This is a genomic window from Sphingobacterium nematocida (genome assembly GCF_900168125.1).
GTDB classification, from domain to species: domain Bacteria; phylum Bacteroidota; class Bacteroidia; order Sphingobacteriales; family Sphingobacteriaceae; genus Sphingobacterium; species Sphingobacterium nematocida.
This window is the reverse complement of sequence record NZ_FUZF01000002.1, coordinates 179,793-202,471: the sequence shown is the minus strand read 5'-3', so window position 1 is coordinate 202,471 and position 22,679 is coordinate 179,793. Positions and strand designations below refer to the sequence as shown.

Genomic DNA, 22,679 nt, shown 5'->3' with positions numbered 1-22,679 from the left:
TTTATACGATGTTACCCATTCCCCAATTCGAGGATACGGTCAAACTCTTCTTGTTTAAGTGGCATAACAGAAAGACGCCCCTGCTTTACCAAAGCAATATTCTGCAAAAACTCATCGGCTTTTATTGTTTCCAGTGTTACTGGCCTTTTTAAGGTTTCAACCGGTGATAGATCGACCACCACCCATTTAGTATCCTCGGTAGTTGGGTCTTGATAAAACTCATTAACAACCTTAGCCACACCGACCACTTCCTTCCCTTCATTACTATGATAAAAGAGTACCAAATCCCCCTTTTTCATTGCCTTAAGATTGTTTCGGGCCTGATAATTCCGAACACCGTCCCAAAAGGTCTCGCCATCCTTATTAAACTGCTCCCAGCTATATTTAAATGGTTCAGATTTTACTAAAAAATAATTCATACTAGCCTTGTTGTTCCAATACTTCCATTTTCTCCGCAAAATGTGCACAATAATCACGAAGATCTCCAATTACCTTCTCCGCCATAGGATCACCTCCTGAGGCTCTCAGAAATGAGTCCCCCATAGTTTGTATAGTTTCGTAAAAAAAGCGTTTCATTTCATCGTAGGGCATATCTTTTGTCCACAAATCAATTCGTAACGAATTTTTATACTGCGCATCCCATAACGCTAAAAACATAGCCTTTGCAGGAAGTGTATCTGAAGTCTCGCCATCAGTTGAAGACCATTGAATTATTTCTGGAACATTATTTTCGTCAAGCTCGACGTTTAGTTTTATCTCCGCTGTTTTCATATGTGTATAATATGTCTTTTATCTGTCATTAACTTGTCCCGACCGGTCGGGATGGAATATCCAAAAATTAAATAATGCACGAATTGTTGTAATTCGCGGTCATCCGTGTTTGTACACTTCTGCTACATGGATATTTCATCTATTTATTCTCTATTCTATGATAAGTACGAATCTATTCTTTTGTAGTTAGATTCCCGACTGCAATTTTAATATCACCATTAATATACCGACCACCAATATAAAACCGATCTGTAAAAACCAAACGCGTTTTATATCTTTAAATAACAGTCTAAAGCCCAAATCAACCAAAGAAATAACGATAGCTAGTGCCAACAACCAGCCCCAAGACATGATCTGCTCCTGTTCACTTCCCCATTCGGATATCATCCAAACCAAGATACAGGCTAAAGCGATATTAAGTGGCGTCAGTTTCACCCTAACTGTTCTTAAACTTCTTTCCTTTTTTCTTAAACCCAGAAGATTTTGCCGAAGACTTGCTTGCCGCTTTCTTAGGTTTATAACCAGACTTAGCTGCTTCTTTCTGTTTAATCACAAATTTCTTTTCATGAAAAGCCCCTTTAAAATCAGGATTATCCTTCTTTTTCTGATTGTCTATTTCCCGTGCAATGGCTTGTTTCTCCTCATACGGGGTCTTCTCGATAAAAACCTCTTCTGGCAGCTCGAACACCGGGATAGATTGACGAATCAACTTTTCTATTTTTGACACATAATATTCTTCCGCTGGATTAGCGAAAGTAATAGCATCTCCTTTGCTAAAAGCCCGGCCTGTGCGACCTATACGATGGACATAATCCTCGATTACAATAGGGACATCGAAATTGATTACATGACTTACATTAGACACATCTAGCCCTCTAGCAGCTACATCTGTAGCCACAAGGAATCGTACCTCACCGGACTTAAACGCATTAATAGAATTTATACGTGTATTCTGTCCTTTATTGGCATGAATGACCCGAACATTATCCTCACCAAATTTGCGCTCTAAGTAACCGAAAACATTATCAGCCACTTCCTTTGTCTTACAGAAGACTATAACACGATGAAAGGCCTCATCATCTTTAAACAAATGTTGCAGCAAGTTAATCTTTGTCTTGAGATTCGGCACGGCATACAACGCTTGGGAAACGGTTATAGCCGGCGTGGCCTGTTCAGTAACCTCAATGACGGTAGGGAAAGCCAGAAAATCACCCGCGATCTTACGTACTAGCTCGCTCATCGTAGCAGAGAAAAGTAAATTTTGGCGTTTACGGGGAACAACTTCCAATATACGGTGGATCTTACCGATGAATCCCATGTCCATCATCTTATCTGCCTCATCCATGACCAATAACTTTAAGGACTTTGTATTTATATGTCCCTCAAGGTAAAGATCAAGAAAACGTCCTGGTGTTGCTACAATAATATCACAGCCTTTCTCCAACAGTTCCTTTTGTGTCTTAGGTCCAAGTCCACCATAAAGAAGTACGGTACGCAAATCTAAATTGACGGAAAGAAGGCGAATATGCTCTTCGATCTGAATAGCAAGTTCTCTCGTCGGACTAAGTATTAGTGCTCGGGGATCGGTACCCTGAGCATACTTCAGATTCATCAACATAGGCAATACAAAAGCAGCTGTTTTTCCTGTTCCTGTCTGCGCTATCCCCATCACATCTTGTCCAGCCAGAATAGGCGTTATGGCTTTCTGCTGAATCTCGGTAGGTTTATCATAACCCGCATCCGTGATTGCATTTAGTATTTGCTTATTGAGTTTAAAATCTTCGAACGATACCTGCATCTTACAAAGATAGGGAAAATAGTAGTGAGTATTAAGTAATGCGTATTGTGAATTTGCGTATATCACATACAAAAATTTTGTTTTGCCAGCGATTTAAAGCAATTTTGTTTTAGAAAAAATGAATAGAATGAAGAAAATAGTATCATTATTAATTCTCTGTGTGGTCAGCTTGACTACAATGGCAGATGAGGGCATGTGGTTCCTCATGCATTTAAAGCGTCTCAACGAGGCTGATATGCAAAAAAAAGGTCTTAAATTGACCGCTGAAGAAATATACAGCATTAACAACTCCAGTCTTAAAGATGCGATAGTCCAATTTGGTGGTGGCTGTACCGCGGAGATTGTCTCTGGTTCTGGACTTGTGCTGACCAACCATCACTGTGGCTATGGTGCTATAGCGGAGTTATCTTCGCCTGAACATGACTACCTAACAAATGGCTTTTGGGCAAAAAACTATAGCGCAGAGTTAAAACCGAAATCTCTTTCAGTACGCTTCTTTGTACGTATGGATGATGTTTCAAAACGTATTTTGAGTTTGGTAGATGATAATATGTCAGAGAAAGAAAGACAAAAAATCATTAATCAAGAGATTGCAAAAATTGAAAAAGAAAATAGTGACAATGGAAAGTACGTTGTTTCTGTTAAGTCTTTCTACAATGGTAATGAGTACTATTACTTCGTGTACCAAGATTATGAGGATGTACGTCTGGTAGGCACACCTCCAAACAGCATTGGTAAATTTGGTGGCGATACAGACAACTGGGAATGGCCACGCCATACTGGGGATTTCTCTCTTTTCCGCGTTTATGCAGACAAGAACGGAAACCCAGCACCATATGCTCAAGAAAACATTCCATTGAAACCTAAATATCACTTACCTGTTAGCTTAAAAGGAATAAAAGAAGGTGATTTCTCAATGATATTAGGTTACCCTGGACGTACGAACAGATGGATGCCTGCTGCCGGTATCGACCAAAACGTGAAGTATGCTTATCCAGCTTGGGTGGAAGCCTCTAAAACAGGTATGGATGCCATGAAAAAACATATGGACAAAGATCAAGCGGTAAACATTAACTATGCTTCACAATACTCGGGTGTTGCAAATTACTGGAAAAACCGTCAAGGTATGATTGATGCGTTATCCAAACACCAAACAGCAGCAGTTAAAGGCAAACTGGAAAACAATTTCCAAAAATGGGCTAACAAAAAAGAAAATAAAACAAAATATGGGGACGTAATCAAAACAATTAATGATTACTATGCTGCTACCAATGAAAAGTCCCGTCATGACAATTACCTAATCGGGATGATCCGTTCTTCTACATTTGCAGCACTTCCTTTCAGTCTGGGCGGAGCGTTGAATCAATATGCTGAGGCAAATGAAGCGGCTCGTGCGCAAATGCGCGTACGCTTTGATGCGGCGATCCAAGACAACTACGAAAAAGCTTATATCCCGTTAGAAATTGATGTACTAGCAGACGAATTAAACTTGTATAGTGCCAAAGGAGGTCAAATAGCGCCTTATATTGCTGAGCTTGCCAAACAGAATAATGGTAATTTCAACAGTTTGGTAAAGTCTGCTTTTGAAAACAGCATATTTGGATCCAGAGCGAAATTAGAAGCCTATCTAGCAAATCCAACAGCGGGTACAGTAGCTCAAGATCCATTATATAAAATATCAGCGGCTTTGATGACAAAGTACCGTGAGCGTACACCAGAACAGGAGCAACGTGAGGATAATTTTCAAACGGCATTCCGCAAATATATAGCAGGATTCTTAGAGATGAACCCTAAAGGAAAGTACTACCCTGACGCAAACAGCACATTACGTCTTACCTATGGAACTGTAAGAGCATTACCTGCAGATCCTAGAAACGATGCTAAAGTAAATAATTACACCACTTTGAAAGGCACTATCGCTAAGTACAAACCTAACGATGAGGAATTCGATCTTCCAAAACGACTTATTGAATTGTACGAACAAAAAGACTATGGTCGCTATGCAGACAAAGACGGTCACATGCCTGTTAACTTCTTAAGTGATCAAGATATAACAGGAGGAAACTCTGGTTCCCCGGTATTAAACGCTAAAGGCGAATTAATTGGCCTGGCTTTTGATGGAAATATAGAAGCTATGGCTGGTGATGTCATCTTTGACCCTAAATTACAACGGACAATTTCAGTAGATATCAGATATGTTCTATTTGTCATTGATAAATTTGCGGGGGCCAAAAACATCATAGACGAACTGACAATTGTAGAATAATCGCTATTAAATTGCTTTTTTCAACAAAAAAATAGGATTTAATTACTTTTGTATTTGTTGTTTTTGTATATTTATTACATCTTAGTGCAAATATTTAGAAACTAAATTATATTAATTAAAATGGAAAACTACACTAAATTAAAAGAACTGGTTGCTTCAATCGAAGCTGATGCTGAAAAATTCTTCAACAATGGTAACTCTGCTGCAGGTACTCGCGTACGTAAAGGATTACAAGACATCAAAACGTTAGCTCAAGACATCCGTAACGAAGTAACAGCGAAGAAAAACGTTGAGAAAAAATAATCTATAATAGATTATAAGATAAAAAAACCGTCCCGAAATATTCGGGACTGTTTTTTTATGTGACATTCTATGATCTTTTTACATCAATGCCAACTTTACCACATACTCGATAGTCGCTTTATTTAAGAAGTTACTGAATGTTTCTGTCATCATTGCAGCGATTTCGGTTCTTGTCATACGTTTAGTCTTGGTATTTTCAAATACCTTTTTATCCAAAACCACATTATCCATAATATCCACCTTGGTTGCAAAATAAGAAACGTGCTGACTCGGCACTACCAATCCTAAGATTAGCCCAGGCAGGCCATTAATAGATTCCGGTCCTCCATCGATAGGTATTTCATTACTATAATAACCTATCACGTAAGTTGAATCTGACGTTACACCATTTGCCCTTCGACAATTGTAGCCTGCAATTTCGCGATATTCATCCGTAATACGCCAATTAATTTTTTTAACGGTATCCTGAATAATTATTTTTTGTCCAATGATGTCGTTAAATCGATTGTACTCTTTCGTCTTTAAATCAGACAATGTAACCGCATCGAAATCTAAAGCTAACATCATAATAATCTGTTTCGTCTTTGCATCTATGTCTTGCTTCACCGGCTCAAACAAAACTTCATTCTCTTTAAATTTAAGCGTTTTCTTCAACACCATATTTTCAGGTATAGTAGGCAACATGGATTCAAATTGAGTTTTAGACCGTTCATCCGCTTTCTCTATATATTGCTTACGCATGATATTCTTGATATACATAGTCTTGTCATAGCTTACTACCCCTGATTTTCCAAACATCGCAAACTGTGCGTTAGCTTTAGATCCCAATATCGATAGACCAACTAACATTATTATTATATTCTTCATACTAACCATTACTTTACAAACATTTTAGTGAAATCCCATGATACCTTCAACATATAATAACGTCGAATGGTATCATATCTTCGCTGTGTAAATACCGAATTAGACTGCGCCCTGGAGTACCCTATATTTTTATTAAACACATCATTGACTGTAAAATCCAACATCAAAGACTCATTCTTCAGGAATTTTTTGCTAATACCTGGATGAACAAGGAACCGCTCTAATTTTTGATCAAATGCTGCTGTTGGCGCCTCATACGAATAATCATAGTTCGTATATATTTTAAACAAACTCGAAAAGAAATACTCTAATCCACCCGACACTCCCATCACAAAACCATTATTATCCTGATCAGGACTTAAATTGGATTTCATTTGTCGATATTGAGGACTCAGCTTCGTCTGAAAATTCAAACCTGTTTTCGTCTCCCTCTTTATTTCGTAGCTGAACGTATAACTCTGAGATTTGACAAGGTTGGCCTCGCTGTTAAAGAAGTTATTGTTCTCCCCCACATTAAAAACCAAGCCAAATGAATTATCTAATACCAGTGCCTTGTTTAACCTGAAATGATAACCTCCATACATTGCTGCATTAAAATCCTTCTTACCATTCATATTATCCCAGCGGTAGTAGTTAATCACATTATCGTCATCATCCTTTGTTGTCGTAATATTTTGCGAAATCGGATCTTTCGTAAGGTTCACCGTACCACCTATGTATTTAAACTGATTGGACAACAAATTGAAACTGTGATAAAAGCCTTCCACCGTATTTATAAACGATGGGTTCAAATTCTCATTTCCCTCGTATTGATTTAATGGATCAGAGTTGTTCATTATAGGTTGAATCTGATTTAATGACGGCAATTGATTCCTTCCAGAGTAGCTCAAGCGCAAAGCCTTCGCCATTGAAAAATTATAGGTCATTGTCAATCTAGGGTTGTAGGTAAAGAAGTCTCTTTTCAACGATTTACCGTTATAGTTATTAATTTGGTTTAGGCGATCATCATTGAATGTATTCGTCAGATTAGCTTTCAACTTTTCGCTATTATAGCCCAATGCGACATCGTAATTATTACTCAACCGGTTAAAATCATAATTACTACTAAACTTTTCATCTACAATAGTATAATCCCCTGTTGCATCTTTATTCCGCGACTCGAGCAAAGAACTATTGGTCACATTCACAATTTGATAGCCTAATGACAAATTCAGGAGCTTCGAAAGAGGTTCTGTATAAGTCACCTGTCCTTGTAGCTTATTCACATCTTGACGGGTATCTTTAGACTGATCTGTTTCAAGTTTAGCACCTGTACTTCCTGTACTCAGTGTTGAACGTAACGTACCCGTTCCTTCTGTCTCACTTTTACTCCCCACTGCATTTAATGATAATGAACGTCCCTTCTTCAGGAATCTCTTGGTATACAACACATCAAAATCATAACTATTAACATCATTGTCGACATACTCGTTACTGTTATTAGTAGTAACACCGTCCGTAAAATTATTAGACTCTGTAATTGTATTGCTCCAAAGTTTCTTCTTTGTTGCCGAAGCTTTGATTAATACTTCATTTAAAGAATCTATATTTGTGTTCAACCTTAGGTTAATACGATGCTGGTCGTTATCTGTATCAACAGTCTTCTCGGTATTACTATTGACGATACCCGACATAATTGTTTCTTCCGTTCCATCCGAAGAAATCTTTCCGTACTTATAATTTAAGTTTATTTGATATTTATCCTTTTTCCATCTATCCGTAAAATTAACCCCTGTATTGATCGCTCTCGGTATCCCCACTACGCCCTGACCTGAAAAAGGATCATTCACAACCATGGTTCCGCCATCAAAAGAGGCATCTACCTCTATGCCATATTTCTGTGCATCATCCCAGTTCATACTGGTAGTCCCGTTATTTCCAAATAGTCCATATGCAGATATCTTTTGTGAGCCCTTGAATTTATTGAGCATGAGCTGTCCCATATAGTATTTATCTGTACCTCCCCCTGCCAGTGCCTTACCAAAAATCCCATTTTTAGCATCATCTTTGAGTTGTACATTAATAGTCTGCTCGCGTACACCATCATCTACCCCTGTTCGTTCGGCCTGATCCGATTTCTTCTCGTAGACCTGTACTTTATCAACCATGTCCGAACGCAAATTGCGTGTCACTAAGGTGGGATCATTCCCAAAGAACTCTTCGCCGTCGACCAATACTTTCTTAACGGTTTTACCTTGTGCTGTGATCTTTCCAGACGCATCAACTGTGATACCTGGCAATGCCTTTAACAGATCCTCAACTTTCGCATTTTTTTCCATCTTGAACTGTGAGGCATCATATTCTGTCGTATCACCTTTGACCGTTATCGCCGCTCTTCTCTTGACAACAACCTCCTCAATAAGATGTGCCACACTGGTTAATCCTAAATCGCCTAAGTTAGAGGCTCCCGTCCCACCTTTTAATTCCTCGTAAAAATCTGCATACTTTGGATAGGATATTACAATAAGGTATTCACCGGATGCTGGCTTCTTTAATTGAAATTGACCCGTAGCGTCTGCCCTAACATAGGCGATCAAAGCTGAATCTCGTGCCTGTAAAAGCATTACCGTAGCATTTTCGAGTTTTGCTTTGTCTGTGGCATCAACTACTCTACCAGTGATCAAACTTTGGGAGTAACCGTCAGCATACCCCGCAACCATTAACATAAAAAACAGAAATATACCTCTCATAAAAGGATCGAATAATAATATGTGCTTAATCTTCTCCAGTATTAGTTGCACAACTATCGAAAACGTTACAAGTAATTCAAAAAAAAGTTCTTCAAGAATATTGATTCTCATAATTCAAAGACTGGTTCAAAAAATCAGAAATACCGTTTCAAAATACTTACCTTTGTTTTAAATCATTTTTTGACATGCAAAACATCAAAGATTATGTAGAAGCTAATAAAGAACGCTTCTTAAACGAACTATTTGAACTATTGCGCTTCCCTTCTGTAAGTGCTGACCCTCAGTACAAAGAGGGGGTATTGAATACCGCTGAATTCGTAGCTAAAAAACTTCAAGATGCGGGTGCTGACAATGTAGAAATTTGTCCTACAGCAGGATACCCTATCGTATACGGTGAAAAAATATTTGACCCCTCACTACCTACAGTATTGGTTTATGGTCACTATGACGTACAGCCAGCAGATCCTTTAGAACTATGGGATACACCTCCATTTGAACCGACTGTACGTGACGGCAAAATCTATGCTCGCGGTGCTGCAGATGACAAAGGTCAATTCTACATGCACGTAAAGGCATTTGAATACATGATGAAAAACGATCAATTAGCTTGTAACATCAAGTTTATGATTGAAGGAGAAGAAGAAGTTGGATCCGCAAACCTTGGTATCTTCGTGGCTGCAAATAAAGAACGTTTGAAAGCAGATGTCATTGTTATATCTGACACATCGATGATCAGCTTAGAAAACCCGTCTATAGAGACAGGTCTTCGTGGTCTTTCTTATGTAGAAGTAGAAGTTACTGGACCAAATCGTGATTTACACTCTGGTGTATATGGTGGAGCTGTAGGCAATCCAGCTACTATTTTATCTAAAATGATTGCTTCATTACATGACGAAAACAATCATATCGCTATCCCAGGATTTTATGACGATGTTGTAGAACTGACTGCTGAAGAAAGAAAAGCTTTAAATGAAGCGCCATTTGATATTGAGGAGTATAAAACAGATCTAGGTGTAGACGAACTTTGGGGCGAGAAAGGCTTTACAGCGATCGAACACACAGGAATTCGTCCGACTCTTGAAGTAAATGGTATATGGGGTGGTTATATCGGTGAAGGAGCAAAAACGGTCTTACCATCGAAAGCTTATGCAAAAATATCGATGCGTTTGGTGCCAAACCAAAATTCGGAACGAATCACCAAATTATTCAAAGATCACTTCGAAAAGATAGCACCAAAATCGGTCAAAGTAGAAGTAAAACCACACCACGGTGGCGAACCGGTGGTAACCCCTACTGACAGCATCGCTTATAAAGCTGCAGAAAAGGCTTTGGAAGATACCTTCAACAAGAAGCCTATCCCTACAAGAGGTGGTGGATCTATCCCAATTGTTGCCTTGTTCGAAAAAGAATTAGGAATCAAAACGGTATTGCTCGGATTCGGATTAGACAGTGATAACTTGCACTCGCCTAATGAGAAATATGGAATTGAGAACTACTTGAAAGGTATTGAAACGATTCCTTTGTTTCACAAATATTATGCTGAATTAAGCAAGTAATTTACCATAAAATGAATAAAAGGGTTATTTTTAAAAAAATAACCCTTTTTCTATGGATTTTGATTTTCGACTTAAGGTATTTCATACTGCAGCTCAACAGCTCAATTTCACAAAAACAGCTGCTGTTCTCTATATTTCTCAGCCAGCGGTCAGCAAGAATATCCTGGAATTGGAAAAAAAACTTGGTGTCTCACTTTTCGAAAGAAAAGGAAATAACTTAATCCTCACCAAATCAGGCGAAATTCTCTTCCGATACGCAGGTCAAATCATACAGCTATATAATAAGGCTGACCAAGAGATTTTTGATCTACAGTCCAACATGAAGGGCCACCTGATACTAGGCGCAAGTACCACTATCTCTCAATATATCATCCCTTCGTTATTAGCCAAGTTTTTGAACGAACATCCTAACAGTCACATCGAAGTATCTCAATACAACAGCCGTGCTATCGAGGAACTCTTGATCGAACAGAAAATAGACCTTGGTATCACCGAAGGAGCGACAGACAACAGGGCTTTAAAATATATCCCTTTTATGAAAGACGAATTGGTCTTGGTGACCAATAGTCGAAATCCTATGTTGAAACAGCTCAAAAAACCTGAAGTCCTGGATCTATATAAGATTTCCCTGGTCGTTCGCGAACTTGGTTCAGGTACACGTTCGATTATCGAAAACAAAGTCAGATGTCTAGGCATAGATTTTTCAAAATTAAACATCGAAATGGTTTTAGCCTCTACAGAGAGTATAAAGCGTTATATCCAAGAACGTAACTGTTTCGCCTTTCTTTCCATCCACTCTATTCAAAAAGAAATATTGGAGGATCGACTTACTATCGTAGACATACCCGAACTACAGATCGAACGTTATTTCCATTTTACCCATGTATATGGCGGCCTAACAGGTATACCTAACCAGTTTTTACAGTTCTGTATGAGATGATTAACATTCGCAAATAACTTTTGGTTATACCTCATAATATTTCCTTTCTTTTTGAATATTTAAAAAGGGGGTTTCTTTGTAGAAACATTTTATTATGATGAAATCATGGAGTATAAGAAACTAACCAATTATGTAAAGGCTCTTGGAGGGATCGCATTATTACTTTTAATACTATGTGTTAGCGTATTCTTATTTGCCTATCAGCAACGACCAAATGTACCCCTCCCTTCTACCGGAGGAACAAACAGCGATAGCATCATTTCGCATGTGGCAAATTATGTCCCAATAACTTTTAAGGAAGACAACGAAGGTCAATTAGCCAGTTATGGCGAAAAGCTAATTAAAAATACTTATGATTATTTTTATGAAGATGGAAAAAAAATAGGGAACAACCTAGCCTGTACTAATTGCCATCTTAATGGTGGCACAAAAGCATTTGCAGCCCCGTACGTAGGTCTTCACCAAGTCTTTCCGACCTATATCGGTCGAGAAGACAAAATAGAATCTCTCGAAGAACGTATCAACGGCTGCTTTGAGCGCAGTATGAATGGTCGAGCTATACCTGAGAACAGCAAAGAGATGCGAGCGATCATTACCTACATCAAGCAAATAAGCAGTCATATCATAAGTGACAAACGTCTGGAAGGTCAAGGCTTTGTGAAGATTGAGATTCCTAACCGTGCCGCAGATCTGAAACAGGGACAACTTATCTATAGCAACAAATGCCTAAGCTGTCATGGTGAACAAGGACAAGGGCAGAAAAATCAAAATGCAGGAGGCTACCTCTACCCTCCTTTGTGGGGGCCTGATAGCTATAATGACGGGGCCGGAATGGCACGTATCCTTACAGCAGCTCGATTTATCAAAGCAAATATGCCACTTGGAGCCACCTATGACGAGCCATTATTGAGTGATGCAGAGGCTTTTGACGTAGCAGCTTATATCAATTCATTTGATCGACCACAAAAAGCGAATAAAGAGAACGACTATCCCAACCTCGCTAAAAAGCCGAAAGACTGTGCCTATCCGCCTTACCCGGACGAAATTAGTGCACAACAACATAAATATGGACCTTTTAATTTTTAATTTAACATGAAAAACAACATCATTGCAGCTTGTTTGTTTCTATTTACTCTTGCATTTCAGACACAAACCTTCGCCCAAGAAAGTCAGCTTTTGACCAAAAATAAATCCTTTCTAGGCGCAATAGCTAAAATGAAAAGCTATAAAGCAATTTACCAACTAGACAGCGATGACCCTAAAATTATCGCTAAAGCATTTAGAAACATCAATAACGCACTGAAAGATCCGCGTCTTCAGGGCAAACTGGAAATTGAACTAATCGCTTTCTCTGGAGGGACAGAAGCTTTCAAAAAATCAAATAGCCAGTACGAAGCTGCCTTGAAAGACCTCATTGAAAAAGGAGTACATGTGGTCCAATGTCTTAATACATTAGAAGAGCGCAAGATTGCTAAAAGCGAACTTTATGATTTTCTAGCATATGTACCGAGCGGCAATGGCGAACTAATTCTACGTGCCAGTGAAGGATGGGTCATTGTAAAACCATAAATATAAATACCGATGAATTATAAATACTTACTATTATTTCTATTTTTGGCGATCTTCGTGGTAGGAAAAGCCCAAGATCACCATTTTGACCCACCGTGGAATACCCCACCTTCTTCTGCAGTTCATTTTACAGTCCCTGGAATAAACAATGTGCCCGATTTATATGGAGACATCGTCGATCCACAACTCACGATCTTCTTTGCCGGAAATCAATTTATGGTGGTAGATGACCTTTTAGCGGCATTCAAAAAGGATTATCCACAATACGAACGAATATTTGTCGAAACACTTCCTCCGGGGATACTCGCTAAGCAAATCCAAGGGGGTTCTTTGACATTGGGCAATCTTCAGATTACGCATACACCTGATGTATATACAGCAGGCAAAAGAACCATTGACGAAATGAAAGATTATTTCAGCCGTACGCAGATCTATTGCTACAACAATATCTGTCTTATGGTCCCTAAAAATAATCCAGCAAAAATAACTTCCCTCAATGACCTAGCTCTAGACCATGTGCGTATATCTATGCCCAATCCATTATGGGAAGGTATAGGAGAACAAATACAGGCCTCTTACAAAAAAGCTGGTGGAGATACATTGGTGAATAAAATCATGAAAGATAAAGTAGCGTCAGGTAATACCTATTTGACCCGTATACATCACCGAGAGAGTCCAATGCGTATTTTATACGGCGATGCAGATGTCGCCCCCGTATGGACGTCTGAAGTAGTATATCAAAAACTGATCGGCCATCCAATTGATGTCGTGGAAATTCCAGAATCACTCAATTCTACAGCAACCTATATGGCCGCTAAATTAAAAAAGGCTCCTCATCCGAAGGCAGCCGAAGATTTCATGAATTTTATGGCGACAGATACTGCAAAACAAATTTATTTGAAATACGGCTTCAGTATAAAATAAAACTTTCAAAAAAGGATACCTAGGTATCCTTTTTTCTTTTTAAATTCGATTTTCATTAATGTAAATCGTATGCTGCTATTTCTAAAAAAGGTTCATAGGATATGGTATCTACTCTGTGTTCTATTCTTTTTTATACTACTTTTTCCACTTTTATACGTATTAACCAGACGTCCTGACAAGCACTATTCATCTATTGCATACATGAGGCGTATAATATCCGTACTCGGCACCACATTTTCCGGTATATTTTTCAAAATTGAATATGAGTCCAGTATAGACTGGTCCAAACCTTACGTTATTTGCCCCAATCATACCTCTATACTAGATATTACGGCAATAACATTTATGTGCCCCCAACCGTTTTCCTTTATGGGAAAAGTTGAATTGTTGCGTAATCCGGTCACTCGTATTTTTTTCAAAAGTATAGATATCGTTGTAGATAGAAAAAGCAAAATATCAGCGTTCAAAGCTTTCAAAAAAGCCGACAATTTAGTTAAAGCGGGTAGATCAATCGTTATATTTCCCGAAGGGAAAATTGACGATGAATATCCACCACGCCTTCATGAGTTCAAATCCGGTTCGTTCAAACTAGCTGTGGACAATCAGATACAGATCTTACCGGTAGTTATCCAAGATGCTTGGCAGACACTATGGGATAGTGGAGATAAGTTTGGTTCCAAACCTGGAATTATACATATTCAGGTACTCGCACCAATAGATACCAAAGATATGACATCGACACAAGCCGATGAAATCCAGTCCCTCGTTTACGACAAAATGAGTACGCATTGGGACAAATCCAATAGCTTGAGAAATGTAAAAAAAACACCGACAAACAAAATCATATAGCTGATTTTAAGACAGATAACAAACACCAAGTCATTTAACACACAATTAACTTGCTTATTTAAAATATAATACTATTTTTGCGGAAAAAGGTAGAACTTAAATTGTAATACTATGTATTGGACCCTAGAATTAGCATCACACTTAGAAGATGCACCATGGCCTGCGACTAAAGATGAATTAATTGATTACGCAATTCGTTCTGGTGCTCCAGTAGAAGTAATCGAGAACCTTCAAGCTTTGGAAGACGACGGCGAACCTTACGAAAACATTGAGGAGATCTGGCCAGATTACCCAACAAAAGATGATTTCTTTTTCAATGAAGACGAATATTAATCCATCATAAAAATCGCACTTTTCGAAGTGCGATTTTTATTTATGTACATTTTTTTTGATTAATCCTTATTCCATTACTTTTGTCAAATAACAAAAATGTCATCCATGAGAGTATTAATCACTTTATTACTAATTTCATTTACATCGAATTTGTGGGCGCAGGACTCGCAGCCTAAAGATCACACAAAAAATATAGCCATTATCCAGTCTTTTATCAAGGATCTAGCAAATGAGAATAAGGCAGTAGATATCGTATTAAGTAAATACCTCATCGTAGAGAATCCTTCGGATGAAATTTACGACTACCTTGAGGTATCCCTAGAGGAAGTTCGTATTAACTTATTATCCAAAGACATAAAGGAAATTAACTATATCCCTTACAATCAAATGCCGACAAAGGATATCAAGGATATTGATCCCGAAGACCTAGATACAGCTCAAATGTACTTCCTACACTACAGAAAACGACAGATGTTGGCCGTGTATATGGAGAATGGGAAGATCGCTTCTTTTACTTTAGTTTCAAAAGGAAATAACAAAGCACATTTTGTTCTTTATTAAAAAATCAAAAAAAACTTGACATTTTTAAAAACTTATTTGATATTTGTTAGCAACAATTAAGAAATGAACAATTTTGTAATCAATAATGCATGGTGGTGGCACAACAGATAATGTTGTGGCAGATGTCTATCGCTTAAAATTGATACAATCAAAAAATAGTGGGGCTTGCCATATCGGCGAGCCCCTTTTTTATTTATAAAATTTTGGCCAATTAGTCCTTTGTATTATTAACTTTTTACTTTAACAGATGAAAGAGATATTAAGACACCTATTCGAATATAAAACCTTCAGTCGTAAAGAAGCTTACGATATTTTAACGCATATTACTACTGGCAAGTATGATACGCATCAGATTGCAGCATTCATGACCACCTATGGTATGCGCAGCATTCGTGTGGAGGAACTAGCTGGTTTTCGCGATGCGATGTACGACCTCTGTCTAAAGGTAGACTTTACGGGCTATGATCTCATCGACATGTGTGGTACCGGTGGTGATGGTAAAAACACCTTCAACATATCGACCTTAGCCTCATTTGTTGTTGCTGGAGCAGGATATCACGTTGCCAAACATGGTAATGTCGGAGTCTCTTCAGGGTGCGGTTCATCAAACGTAATGGAGTACTTGGGTTATCAATTCACCAATGACAAGGATACGCTCCAGCGTCAACTCGATAATGCACACATTTGCTTTCTCCATGCTCCGCTGTTCCATCCAGCGATGAAAACTGTAGCGCCTATTCGTAAAGCTCTTGGTGTCAAAACATTTTTCAATATGCTTGGCCCCCTTACGAACCCTGCTAATCCAAAATATCAATCTGTAGGCGTATTTAGTCTTGAGTTAGCTCGTTTGTATACCTATTTATACCAAAGTGCGGATAAACAATATAGTATTATCCATGCTTTGGATGGCTACGACGAGATATCTCTAACCGGTGACTTTAAGCTAATAAATAATAAAGGAGAGAGTCGCTATACAGTAGAGGAGTTGGGATTCCCCCCCGTATTAGCCACAGCTATAACAGGAGGGGACAGTATTCAAGAAGCTGCCGGTATTTTCAACACAATCATCCACGGAGAGGGTAACAACGAACAGAATAATGTGGTGTTAACCAATGCTGCTTTTGCCATAAAAACCTTCCATCCAGAGAAGAGCTTTGCCGATTGCTATTACGAAGCAGAAAGCTCCCTATTGGGATTAAAGGCATTGAATAGTCTGAAGAAGTTAGTAGGAAGTTAAGGAGTGAACGAGTTAAGATGTTAACAAGATAACTCGATAACAGGATAGAAAGTGAACGAGTAAACCAGGTAGTAGATAACAGGATAACAAACATGAACAACATTAAAATAAAAGTTTGCGGAATGCGGGATCTGGAGAATATACAGCAGCTGGTCCGTCTGCCTATAGACTATATCGGTTTTATCTTTTACGCAAAATCACCGCGATTTGTTCAGGATGGTATCCGGAAGGCTATTCCAGAAAACATAAAAAAAGTAGGAGTATTTGTCAATGAGACATACCCTGCGATAATAGATAAGGTCGACACCTATGGCATTACCTGTATACAGCTGCATGGTAACGAGACAGCTGAACTCTGTGCGTCTTTAAAACAAGCCGGACTAGAGATTATCAAGGCGTTCGGGATCGACGATGCATTCGACTGGTCTGTTTTAGAAAAATACCTTGACCATGTGGATTTCTTTCTATTCGATACCAAGAGTACCCAGCATGGAGGTACGGGGCAGACTTTTAGCTGGCAGCAGTTAAGGAATTATCCTTATTCCAAGCCTTACTTTTTGAGTGGAGGTCTGGGATTGGACAATATAGAACAAGCAATGACAATAGAAGACGACAGGCTTTATGCGTTAGATTTAAACTCTAAATTTGAATTGGAGCCTGGTTTAAAAGACATAAAAACAGTAACACAAGCATTATCAATTATACATCATGAGCAAATATCAGGTAGACAATAGGGGATATTACGGACCATTTGGCGGAGCATATATTCCGGAGATGCTGTATCCAAATGTAGAGGAACTGGAGCAGCAATATTTACAAATCATGAACGACCCTTCATTTAAAGCTGAATTTGAAGAGCTGTTAAAAGATTATGTAGGCCGTCCCTCACCACTATATCACGCAAAACGATTGTCGGATCGTTATGGGGCAACAATTTTCTTGAAAAGAGAAGACCTAAATCACACGGGAGCGCACAAAATAAACAACACCATCGGTCAGATCTTATTGGCACAACGACTGGGCAAAAAAAGAATTATCGCAGAAACAGGCGCTGGACAACATGGGGTAGCAACAGCGACAGTATGTGCATTAAAAGGGCTAGAGTGTGTGGTTTATATGGGAGCAATAGATATTGAACGCCAAGCCCCCAATGTAGCACGGATGAAAATGATGGGAGCTACGGTGGTGGCTGCTACCTCTGGCAGCCAAACGCTTAAAGATGCGACGAATGAAGCATTGCGAGACTGGATCAATAACCCGGTAGACACACATTATATTATCGGTTCTGTGGTAGGTCCACACCCCTACCCTGATATGGTGGCCCGTTTTCAGTCGATTATATCTGCCGAGACAAGAAAACAGCTCTTGGAAAAAACAGGACAAGAAACTCCTGATATCGTAATGGCATGCGTTGGTGGAGGATCTAATGCCGCTGGTATGTTTTATAATTTTGTGGACGAAGAGGCTGTTCGTCTTATCGCGGTAGAAGCAGCCGGTCATGGTGTCAATTCGGGCGAGACAGCTGCCACCACAGCTCTAGGTAAAGAAGGTGTACTCCACGGGAGTCGCTCTATCCTGATGCAAACTGCAGACGGACAGGTGGTGGAACCTTATTCCATCTCGGCGGGGCTTGACTATCCGGGTATTGGTCCTCAACATGCTTGGTTGTTTAAGTCAGGTCGCGGCGAATATGTCTCCATCACCGATGATGAGGCTATGCAAGCAGGTTTACGTTTAACCCAACTAGAAGGAATTATACCTGCGATTGAAAGCTCGCATGCCCTAGCCTATCTTGAAAAGATGACATTTAAGGGGGATGAAACAGTCGTCATCTGTCTATCAGGCCGAGGAGATAAAGATTTAGACAACTATATGAAGTATTTTAATTTATAAAGTGATAATGGTGAAGGAGGTCACGTTGGTTACGAAGTAAAAACTTTATAACCTTCATAACCTTCATAACCTTCATAACTATTAAAACATGCAACTCAACAAACACGCAAACGGACTATTATCTATATATTTTACGGCTGGTTATCCGACATTGGATAGTACCTTACAGGTAGCAAAAGCTCTTGAAGCAGCCGGAGTCGATTTTCTAGAGATCGGCTTCCCTTACTCCGATCCTGTCGCTGATGGGCCTACCATACAACATAGTTCGGAAGAGGCCTTAAAAAATGTAATGACATTACAGGTACTCTTCGAACAACTAAGGGATCTACGCAAACACGTATCCATTCCTGTTTTTCTGATGGGTTACGTCAATCCTGTGATTCAATTCGGAGTGGAGAATTTTTGCAAAGCATGTAGAGAGGTAGGCGTCAATGGGACGATCATACCCGACCTCCCAATGTATGAATATGAGGAATTGTACAAAAGTACATTTGAAGAAAATGGCATCAGTAACATCTTTTTAGTGACTCCACAGACTTCCGAACAGCGAATCCGTAAAATAGACAAGTTGTCCAGTAGCTTCATCTATCTGTTGTCTTCCAACTCAACAACAGGTAAAAACCTCGAGGTGAAAGATCAAGCAGAAAGTTACTTCAAACGCATCCAGGATATGGATCTAGACAATCCCTTTATCATTGGCTTCGGGATTTCTAATCAAGAGACTTTTAGAAAAGCAACGACCTACGCCAATGGCGCAATAGTAGGCACCGCATTTGTCAAATTATTGGCGGAGGAAGACTATTTGAAAAAAATCCCTGAATTCATAAAGAGTCTGCGTTGATAAAAGTCAGAAGCATTAACATTTTATGCTTTTGTTAGCAATTAGCCAATAATATAGCGTATTTTTGTACAAGAATAAAAAGAAAAAATTTCCTTAAAAAAAATGGAACACACACGAATTAAAGAATTATTACAATCGGAAGATTTTGGAAAAGAAGTTATTGTCAAAGGTTGGGTTAGAACATTTCGTAACAACCAATTTATAGCCATTAATGACGGTTCTTCTATAAATAATATCCAAGCCGTAGTTGATTTCGAAAACACAGCAGATGAGATTCTAAAGAAAATCACTACCGGTGCTGCTGTTCGTGTGAAAGGTAATCTGATTGAATCACAAGGAAAGGGACAACGCGTAGAGGTTAAAGCAACAGAAGTTTCGGTAATCGGAGAATCGGACCCAGAGAAGTATCCGCTACAGCCTAAAAAGCATAGTTTAGAATTTCTTCGCGAAATTGCACATTTACGGGTACGTACAGGAACATTCAACGCTATATTCAAAGTGCGTAATGCACTATCTTTCGCTGTCCATAAGTTCTTCCAAGAACGCGACTTTGTGTATTTCCACTCCCCTATTATTACAGGATCGGATGCCGAAGGAGCCGGCGAGATGTTCAGAGTGACTACATTAGATCCGATCAACCCTTCATTGACAGAAGATGGCAAAGTGGATTTCAAAGAGGACTTTTTTGGTAAAGCTACAAATCTAACAGTATCTGGTCAATTAGAAGGTGAGCTTGCGGCTTTAGCTTTTGGAAATATCTATACTTTTGGACCTACTTTCCGTGCCGAAAACTCCAATACAACCCGTCACTTAGCGGAGTTTTGGATGATTGAACCTGAAATGGCTTTCTACGAGCTGGAAGATAATATGGACCTCGCTGAGGATCTATTGAAATATGTAATCAAGCATGCGTTAGAACAATGTCCTGACGAGATCGAATTTTTAAAGAACAGATTATTGGAGGAGGAGAAATCCAAACCTCAGGCGGAACGTTCAGAATTAAACTTAGTTGAAAAGTTAAACTTCGTATTGGAAAATGACTTCGAACGCCTAACCTACACGGAGGCGGTAGAAATATTGCAACGCAGCAAACCCAACCAAAAGAAACAGTTTAAATATCTTATTGAAGGCTGGGGAGCTGATCTTCAATCGGAACACGAACGTTACCTCGTAGAAAAGCATTTTAAAAAACCTGTGATTCTCACGGACTACCCAAGAGAGATCAAGTCTTTCTACATGAAACAAAACCAACCGGATGCCGAAGGTCGTCACACTGTACGCGCTATGGATATCCTTTTCCCTGGGATTGGAGAGATGGTCGGCGGATCACAACGTGAAGAAAACCTGGAGAAACTCTTAACACGTATGTCTGAAGTGGGCATCGAAGCTGAAGAGATGGATTGGTTTTTGGACACGCGTCGATTTGGGTCAGTGCCGCACTCTGGTTTTGGTGTTGGCTTCGAACGCTTGGTCTTATTTACCACAGGAATGACAAACATTAGAGACGTGATTCCGTTTCCTCGCACACCGAAGAACGCGGAGTTTTAATAAAACAATAACAACAGCCAAAACAAATCATTTTGGCTGTTGTTATTTTAAAAGAGAGGCGAAGCGTCAAACTATCCAAAAACGCAATATACTAACGACTATAAAAATGCTATTAAAAATATACGAAGATAAACCCAATACTAAATATATAGATCAGGCGGTCGATATCTTGAAAAAAGGAGGTGTCATCATCTACCCGACAGATACGGTGTATGGTATAGGTTGTGATATTACGAATCAAAAGGCAATCGAGCGCGTTTGTCAAATACGGGGGCTAAAAACCGACAAGGCCAACCTGTCTTTTATCTGTTACGACCTTACGGATATCTCGCAGTATACTAAACCCTTCGATACGACAGTCTTCCGTGTGCTCAAAAAAGCACTACCTGGCCCCTTTACGTTCATATTCAATGCTAGTGGACAGGTTCCTAAGCTTTTGAGTTCAAAGAAAAAAACAGTGGGTATCCGTGTTCCAGACAACAATATTGTACGCGAGATCGTAAAACAGCTGGGAAATCCAATAGTAACGGCTTCCATCCACGATGAAGACGATATCATCGAATATTCTACAGATCCAGAATTGATCTATGAAAAATACCAAGATCTCGTTGATCTAGTAATCGACGGCGGCTATGGAGACAATGTAGCTTCTACCGTAGTCGATTTGACCGAAGGCGAGTTTGAAGTCATACGTGAGGGCAAAGGAGACTTAGAGCTGTACCTATAGGGTATTAAGCAGCTAGGATCTCTTGCTTTCTAGACCGGTGATACTGCCGGAGATAAGCTACATTAAAGATGATTACCGCAAGAAAAATCAAACCATAAGCCATAATCTGAACGAGATTGATTTCCTCCTTAAAATAAAAAATAGCCAATAGAAACGCTATTGTAGGGTTTATATAGAGCAGTATCCCAACTACAGATGAATCTAAACCTTTCAATGCATACATATTCAGAAACAAAGGGATAATCGTAAATAACAAGGCTATCAACAATACATATCCATAAAAATCCATTCCGTGTGTAACACCTTCTGGCAAAATATAAAGCATCGGAGTCAACAAAATAGATGTTACAATGATGTGTAAGTTCAATGTGAAAAATTTGTCCAACCTATTATTCCGCTTTTGCAAAACAAGATATGTGGCATAGGTGAATGCGATAACGACACTATAAATCATATCCATAAAATGTCCATAGGCCAACATCAGACAAGCTAACACACTAAGCCCCACAGCCAACCATTGTCCTCGATTCAATTGTTCTTTTAAAAACACACTAGCCAACACCGTCGTAATAATAGGGCAAATGAGATAGGCCAATGAAGTAGCATTGACACTGACATTATTCATCACGTAGATAAACAAAAACCAATTGAGTGACAGCATCACTGCGCTACAAAAGACGTGCAAAAACACCGACCTTCTTTCGCGATGTGATAATGCGCGAATAATCTTTATATTTTCTTTCGTAACCTTCGGTCGAAACAAAAAACTAATCAGAAGAATTGCTCCGGTGGCAAAAAGAATACGATACAATAGAATATCTAACGAGGCATAGGCACTTAATGGGCGTAGCACTAAACTAAACATTCCCCAAACGATAAATGAAAAAAGTGCCGCAGCGTAATACTTGAATTGCATTCTTAGGTTGTTAACATGTTATCGGGTTATGTAGCTATCGAGTGATCTTGT

The 22,679-nt window shown here is 39.1% G+C and carries 23 protein-coding genes; 16 read left to right on the top strand and 7 right to left on the bottom strand.

The genetic code is table 11. The annotated features are described in order from the left end of the window. Window positions 1-11 precede the first annotated feature (11 nt). From B5X76_RS03105 to B5X76_RS03090, 4 genes are all read right to left on the bottom strand, one after another. Window positions 12-419: an EVE domain-containing protein gene (locus B5X76_RS03105; protein WP_079641132.1), complete on the bottom strand. Its 408-nt coding sequence runs from the start codon at window positions 417-419 to the stop codon at window positions 12-14. Between the two features lies 1 nt (window position 420). Beyond that, complete coding sequence (gldC, locus tag B5X76_RS03100) at window positions 421-771, bottom strand: gliding motility protein GldC (RefSeq protein ID WP_079641131.1); 351 nt, start codon at window positions 769-771, stop codon at window positions 421-423. A gap of 186 nt (window positions 772-957) precedes the next feature. After that, window positions 958-1,206: a hypothetical protein gene (locus tag B5X76_RS03095; protein ID WP_245800925.1), complete on the bottom strand. Its 249-nt coding sequence runs from the start codon at window positions 1,204-1,206 to the stop codon at window positions 958-960. A gap of 1 nt (window position 1,207) precedes the next feature. Continuing rightward, entirely contained in the window at window positions 1,208-2,569 is a 1,362-nt protein-coding gene (locus tag B5X76_RS03090; protein WP_079641130.1) for a DEAD/DEAH box helicase, read from the bottom strand. Between the two features lie 127 nt (window positions 2,570-2,696). On the opposite strand from B5X76_RS03090, the gene B5X76_RS03085 reads away from it, so the two are divergent. Both B5X76_RS03085 and B5X76_RS03080 read left to right on the top strand, forming a co-directional pair. Continuing rightward, window positions 2,697-4,835, top strand: coding sequence for a S46 family peptidase (locus tag B5X76_RS03085; protein WP_079641129.1), 2,139 nt, complete (start codon window positions 2,697-2,699; stop codon window positions 4,833-4,835). A 120-nt stretch (window positions 4,836-4,955) separates the two neighbouring features. Beyond that, window positions 4,956-5,138, top strand: a complete 183-nt coding sequence (locus B5X76_RS03080) for a histone H1 (protein ID WP_079641128.1) — start codon at window positions 4,956-4,958, stop codon at window positions 5,136-5,138. Between the two features lie 78 nt (window positions 5,139-5,216). On the opposite strand, the gene B5X76_RS03075 is transcribed toward B5X76_RS03080, so the two are convergent. Next, window positions 5,217-6,005 (bottom strand): GLPGLI family protein, encoded by a 789-nt coding sequence (locus B5X76_RS03075; protein ID WP_176140974.1) that lies wholly within the window; start codon window positions 6,003-6,005, stop codon window positions 5,217-5,219. 8 nt (window positions 6,006-6,013) lie between these two features. Next, window positions 6,014-8,734, bottom strand: coding sequence for an outer membrane beta-barrel protein (locus tag B5X76_RS03070; protein ID WP_079641595.1), 2,721 nt, complete (start codon window positions 8,732-8,734; stop codon window positions 6,014-6,016). 185 nt (window positions 8,735-8,919) lie between these two features. Here B5X76_RS03070 and B5X76_RS03065 point away from each other — a divergent pair, with 185 nt between their 5' ends. From B5X76_RS03065 to B5X76_RS03000, 14 genes are all read left to right on the top strand, one after another. Then, on the top strand, window positions 8,920-10,290 hold the full coding sequence (locus B5X76_RS03065) for a dipeptidase (RefSeq protein WP_079641126.1): 1,371 nt from the start codon (window positions 8,920-8,922) through the stop codon (window positions 10,288-10,290). Between the two features lie 52 nt (window positions 10,291-10,342). Next, window positions 10,343-11,230, top strand: a complete 888-nt coding sequence (locus B5X76_RS03060) for a LysR family transcriptional regulator (protein WP_079641124.1) — start codon at window positions 10,343-10,345, stop codon at window positions 11,228-11,230. 105 nt (window positions 11,231-11,335) lie between these two features. After that, the gene (locus tag B5X76_RS03055) at window positions 11,336-12,316 is read left to right on the top strand and encodes a c-type cytochrome (protein WP_079641121.1); all 981 of its coding nucleotides are present in this window, start codon (window positions 11,336-11,338) and stop codon (window positions 12,314-12,316) included. A 6-nt stretch (window positions 12,317-12,322) separates the two neighbouring features. Next, a complete protein-coding gene (locus tag B5X76_RS03050; protein ID WP_079641118.1) occupies window positions 12,323-12,799 on the top strand; it encodes a DsrE family protein in 477 nt (158 codons plus the stop codon). Window positions 12,800-12,811: 12 nt separating this feature from the next. Continuing rightward, window positions 12,812-13,723, top strand: a complete 912-nt coding sequence (locus B5X76_RS03045; RefSeq protein WP_079641116.1) for a molybdate ABC transporter substrate-binding protein — start codon at window positions 12,812-12,814, stop codon at window positions 13,721-13,723. Window positions 13,724-13,924: 201 nt separating this feature from the next. After that, window positions 13,925-14,572: a lysophospholipid acyltransferase family protein gene (locus B5X76_RS03040; protein WP_245800924.1), complete on the top strand. Its 648-nt coding sequence runs from the start codon at window positions 13,925-13,927 to the stop codon at window positions 14,570-14,572. 111 nt (window positions 14,573-14,683) lie between these two features. Further along, the gene (locus B5X76_RS03035) at window positions 14,684-14,905 is read left to right on the top strand and encodes a DUF2795 domain-containing protein (protein ID WP_002996718.1); all 222 of its coding nucleotides are present in this window, start codon (window positions 14,684-14,686) and stop codon (window positions 14,903-14,905) included. A 105-nt stretch (window positions 14,906-15,010) separates the two neighbouring features. After that, window positions 15,011-15,466, top strand: a complete 456-nt coding sequence (locus B5X76_RS03030) for a hypothetical protein (protein WP_079641111.1) — start codon at window positions 15,011-15,013, stop codon at window positions 15,464-15,466. A 247-nt stretch (window positions 15,467-15,713) separates the two neighbouring features. Then, complete coding sequence (gene trpD / locus B5X76_RS03025; RefSeq protein WP_079641109.1) at window positions 15,714-16,703, top strand: anthranilate phosphoribosyltransferase; 990 nt, start codon at window positions 15,714-15,716, stop codon at window positions 16,701-16,703. A 92-nt stretch (window positions 16,704-16,795) separates the two neighbouring features. Further along, window positions 16,796-17,437 carry a phosphoribosylanthranilate isomerase gene (locus B5X76_RS03020; RefSeq protein ID WP_079641107.1) on the top strand — a complete coding sequence of 214 codons (642 nt, stop codon included), beginning with the start codon at window positions 16,796-16,798 and terminating at the stop codon, window positions 17,435-17,437. Next, a complete protein-coding gene (gene trpB, locus B5X76_RS03015) occupies window positions 17,412-18,596 on the top strand; it encodes a tryptophan synthase subunit beta (RefSeq protein WP_079641105.1) in 1,185 nt (394 codons plus the stop codon). The genes B5X76_RS03020 and trpB overlap by 26 nt, the downstream gene beginning before the upstream one ends. Before the next feature lie 88 nt (window positions 18,597-18,684). Further along, a complete protein-coding gene (gene trpA / locus B5X76_RS03010) occupies window positions 18,685-19,437 on the top strand; it encodes a tryptophan synthase subunit alpha (protein WP_079641103.1) in 753 nt (250 codons plus the stop codon). A gap of 102 nt (window positions 19,438-19,539) precedes the next feature. Beyond that, the gene (gene asnS, locus B5X76_RS03005) at window positions 19,540-20,985 is read left to right on the top strand and encodes an asparagine--tRNA ligase (RefSeq protein ID WP_079641101.1); all 1,446 of its coding nucleotides are present in this window, start codon (window positions 19,540-19,542) and stop codon (window positions 20,983-20,985) included. A gap of 106 nt (window positions 20,986-21,091) precedes the next feature. Next, window positions 21,092-21,712, top strand: coding sequence for an L-threonylcarbamoyladenylate synthase (locus B5X76_RS03000; RefSeq protein ID WP_079641099.1), 621 nt, complete (start codon window positions 21,092-21,094; stop codon window positions 21,710-21,712). Between the two features lie 4 nt (window positions 21,713-21,716). Here the strand turns inward: B5X76_RS03000 and B5X76_RS02995 are convergent, their stop codons facing one another. Next, on the bottom strand, window positions 21,717-22,628 hold the full coding sequence (locus B5X76_RS02995; protein ID WP_079641097.1) for an EamA family transporter: 912 nt from the start codon (window positions 22,626-22,628) through the stop codon (window positions 21,717-21,719). Between the last annotated feature and the right edge of the window lie 51 nt (window positions 22,629-22,679).

Coding starts and splice junctions, on each gene's coding strand:
- B5X76_RS03105 (WP_079641132.1), bottom strand. CDS start 419: ATGAATTATTTTTTAGTAAAATCTGAACCATTTAAATATAGCTGGGAG.
- gldC (WP_079641131.1), bottom strand. CDS start 771: ATGAAAACAGCGGAGATAAAACTAAACGTCGAGCTTGACGAAAATAAT.
- B5X76_RS03090 (WP_079641130.1), bottom strand. CDS start 2,569: ATGCAGGTATCGTTCGAAGATTTTAAACTCAATAAGCAAATACTAAAT.
- B5X76_RS03085 (WP_079641129.1), top strand. CDS start 2,697: ATGAAGAAAATAGTATCATTATTAATTCTCTGTGTGGTCAGCTTGACT.
- B5X76_RS03080 (WP_079641128.1), top strand. CDS start 4,956: ATGGAAAACTACACTAAATTAAAAGAACTGGTTGCTTCAATCGAAGCT.
- B5X76_RS03075 (WP_176140974.1), bottom strand. CDS start 6,005: ATGAAGAATATAATAATAATGTTAGTTGGTCTATCGATATTGGGATCT.
- B5X76_RS03070 (WP_079641595.1), bottom strand. CDS start 8,734: ATGAGAGGTATATTTCTGTTTTTTATGTTAATGGTTGCGGGGTATGCT.
- B5X76_RS03065 (WP_079641126.1), top strand. CDS start 8,920: ATGCAAAACATCAAAGATTATGTAGAAGCTAATAAAGAACGCTTCTTA.
- B5X76_RS03060 (WP_079641124.1), top strand. CDS start 10,343: ATGGATTTTGATTTTCGACTTAAGGTATTTCATACTGCAGCTCAACAG.
- B5X76_RS03055 (WP_079641121.1), top strand. CDS start 11,336: ATGGAGTATAAGAAACTAACCAATTATGTAAAGGCTCTTGGAGGGATC.
- B5X76_RS03050 (WP_079641118.1), top strand. CDS start 12,323: ATGAAAAACAACATCATTGCAGCTTGTTTGTTTCTATTTACTCTTGCA.
- B5X76_RS03045 (WP_079641116.1), top strand. CDS start 12,812: ATGAATTATAAATACTTACTATTATTTCTATTTTTGGCGATCTTCGTG.
- B5X76_RS03040 (WP_245800924.1), top strand. CDS start 13,925: ATGAGGCGTATAATATCCGTACTCGGCACCACATTTTCCGGTATATTT.
- B5X76_RS03035 (WP_002996718.1), top strand. CDS start 14,684: ATGTATTGGACCCTAGAATTAGCATCACACTTAGAAGATGCACCATGG.
- B5X76_RS03030 (WP_079641111.1), top strand. CDS start 15,011: ATGAGAGTATTAATCACTTTATTACTAATTTCATTTACATCGAATTTG.
- trpD (WP_079641109.1), top strand. CDS start 15,714: ATGAAAGAGATATTAAGACACCTATTCGAATATAAAACCTTCAGTCGT.
- B5X76_RS03020 (WP_079641107.1), top strand. CDS start 16,796: ATGAACAACATTAAAATAAAAGTTTGCGGAATGCGGGATCTGGAGAAT.
- trpB (WP_079641105.1), top strand. CDS start 17,412: ATGAGCAAATATCAGGTAGACAATAGGGGATATTACGGACCATTTGGC.
- trpA (WP_079641103.1), top strand. CDS start 18,685: ATGCAACTCAACAAACACGCAAACGGACTATTATCTATATATTTTACG.
- asnS (WP_079641101.1), top strand. CDS start 19,540: ATGGAACACACACGAATTAAAGAATTATTACAATCGGAAGATTTTGGA.
- B5X76_RS03000 (WP_079641099.1), top strand. CDS start 21,092: ATGCTATTAAAAATATACGAAGATAAACCCAATACTAAATATATAGAT.
- B5X76_RS02995 (WP_079641097.1), bottom strand. CDS start 22,628: ATGCAATTCAAGTATTACGCTGCGGCACTTTTTTCATTTATCGTTTGG.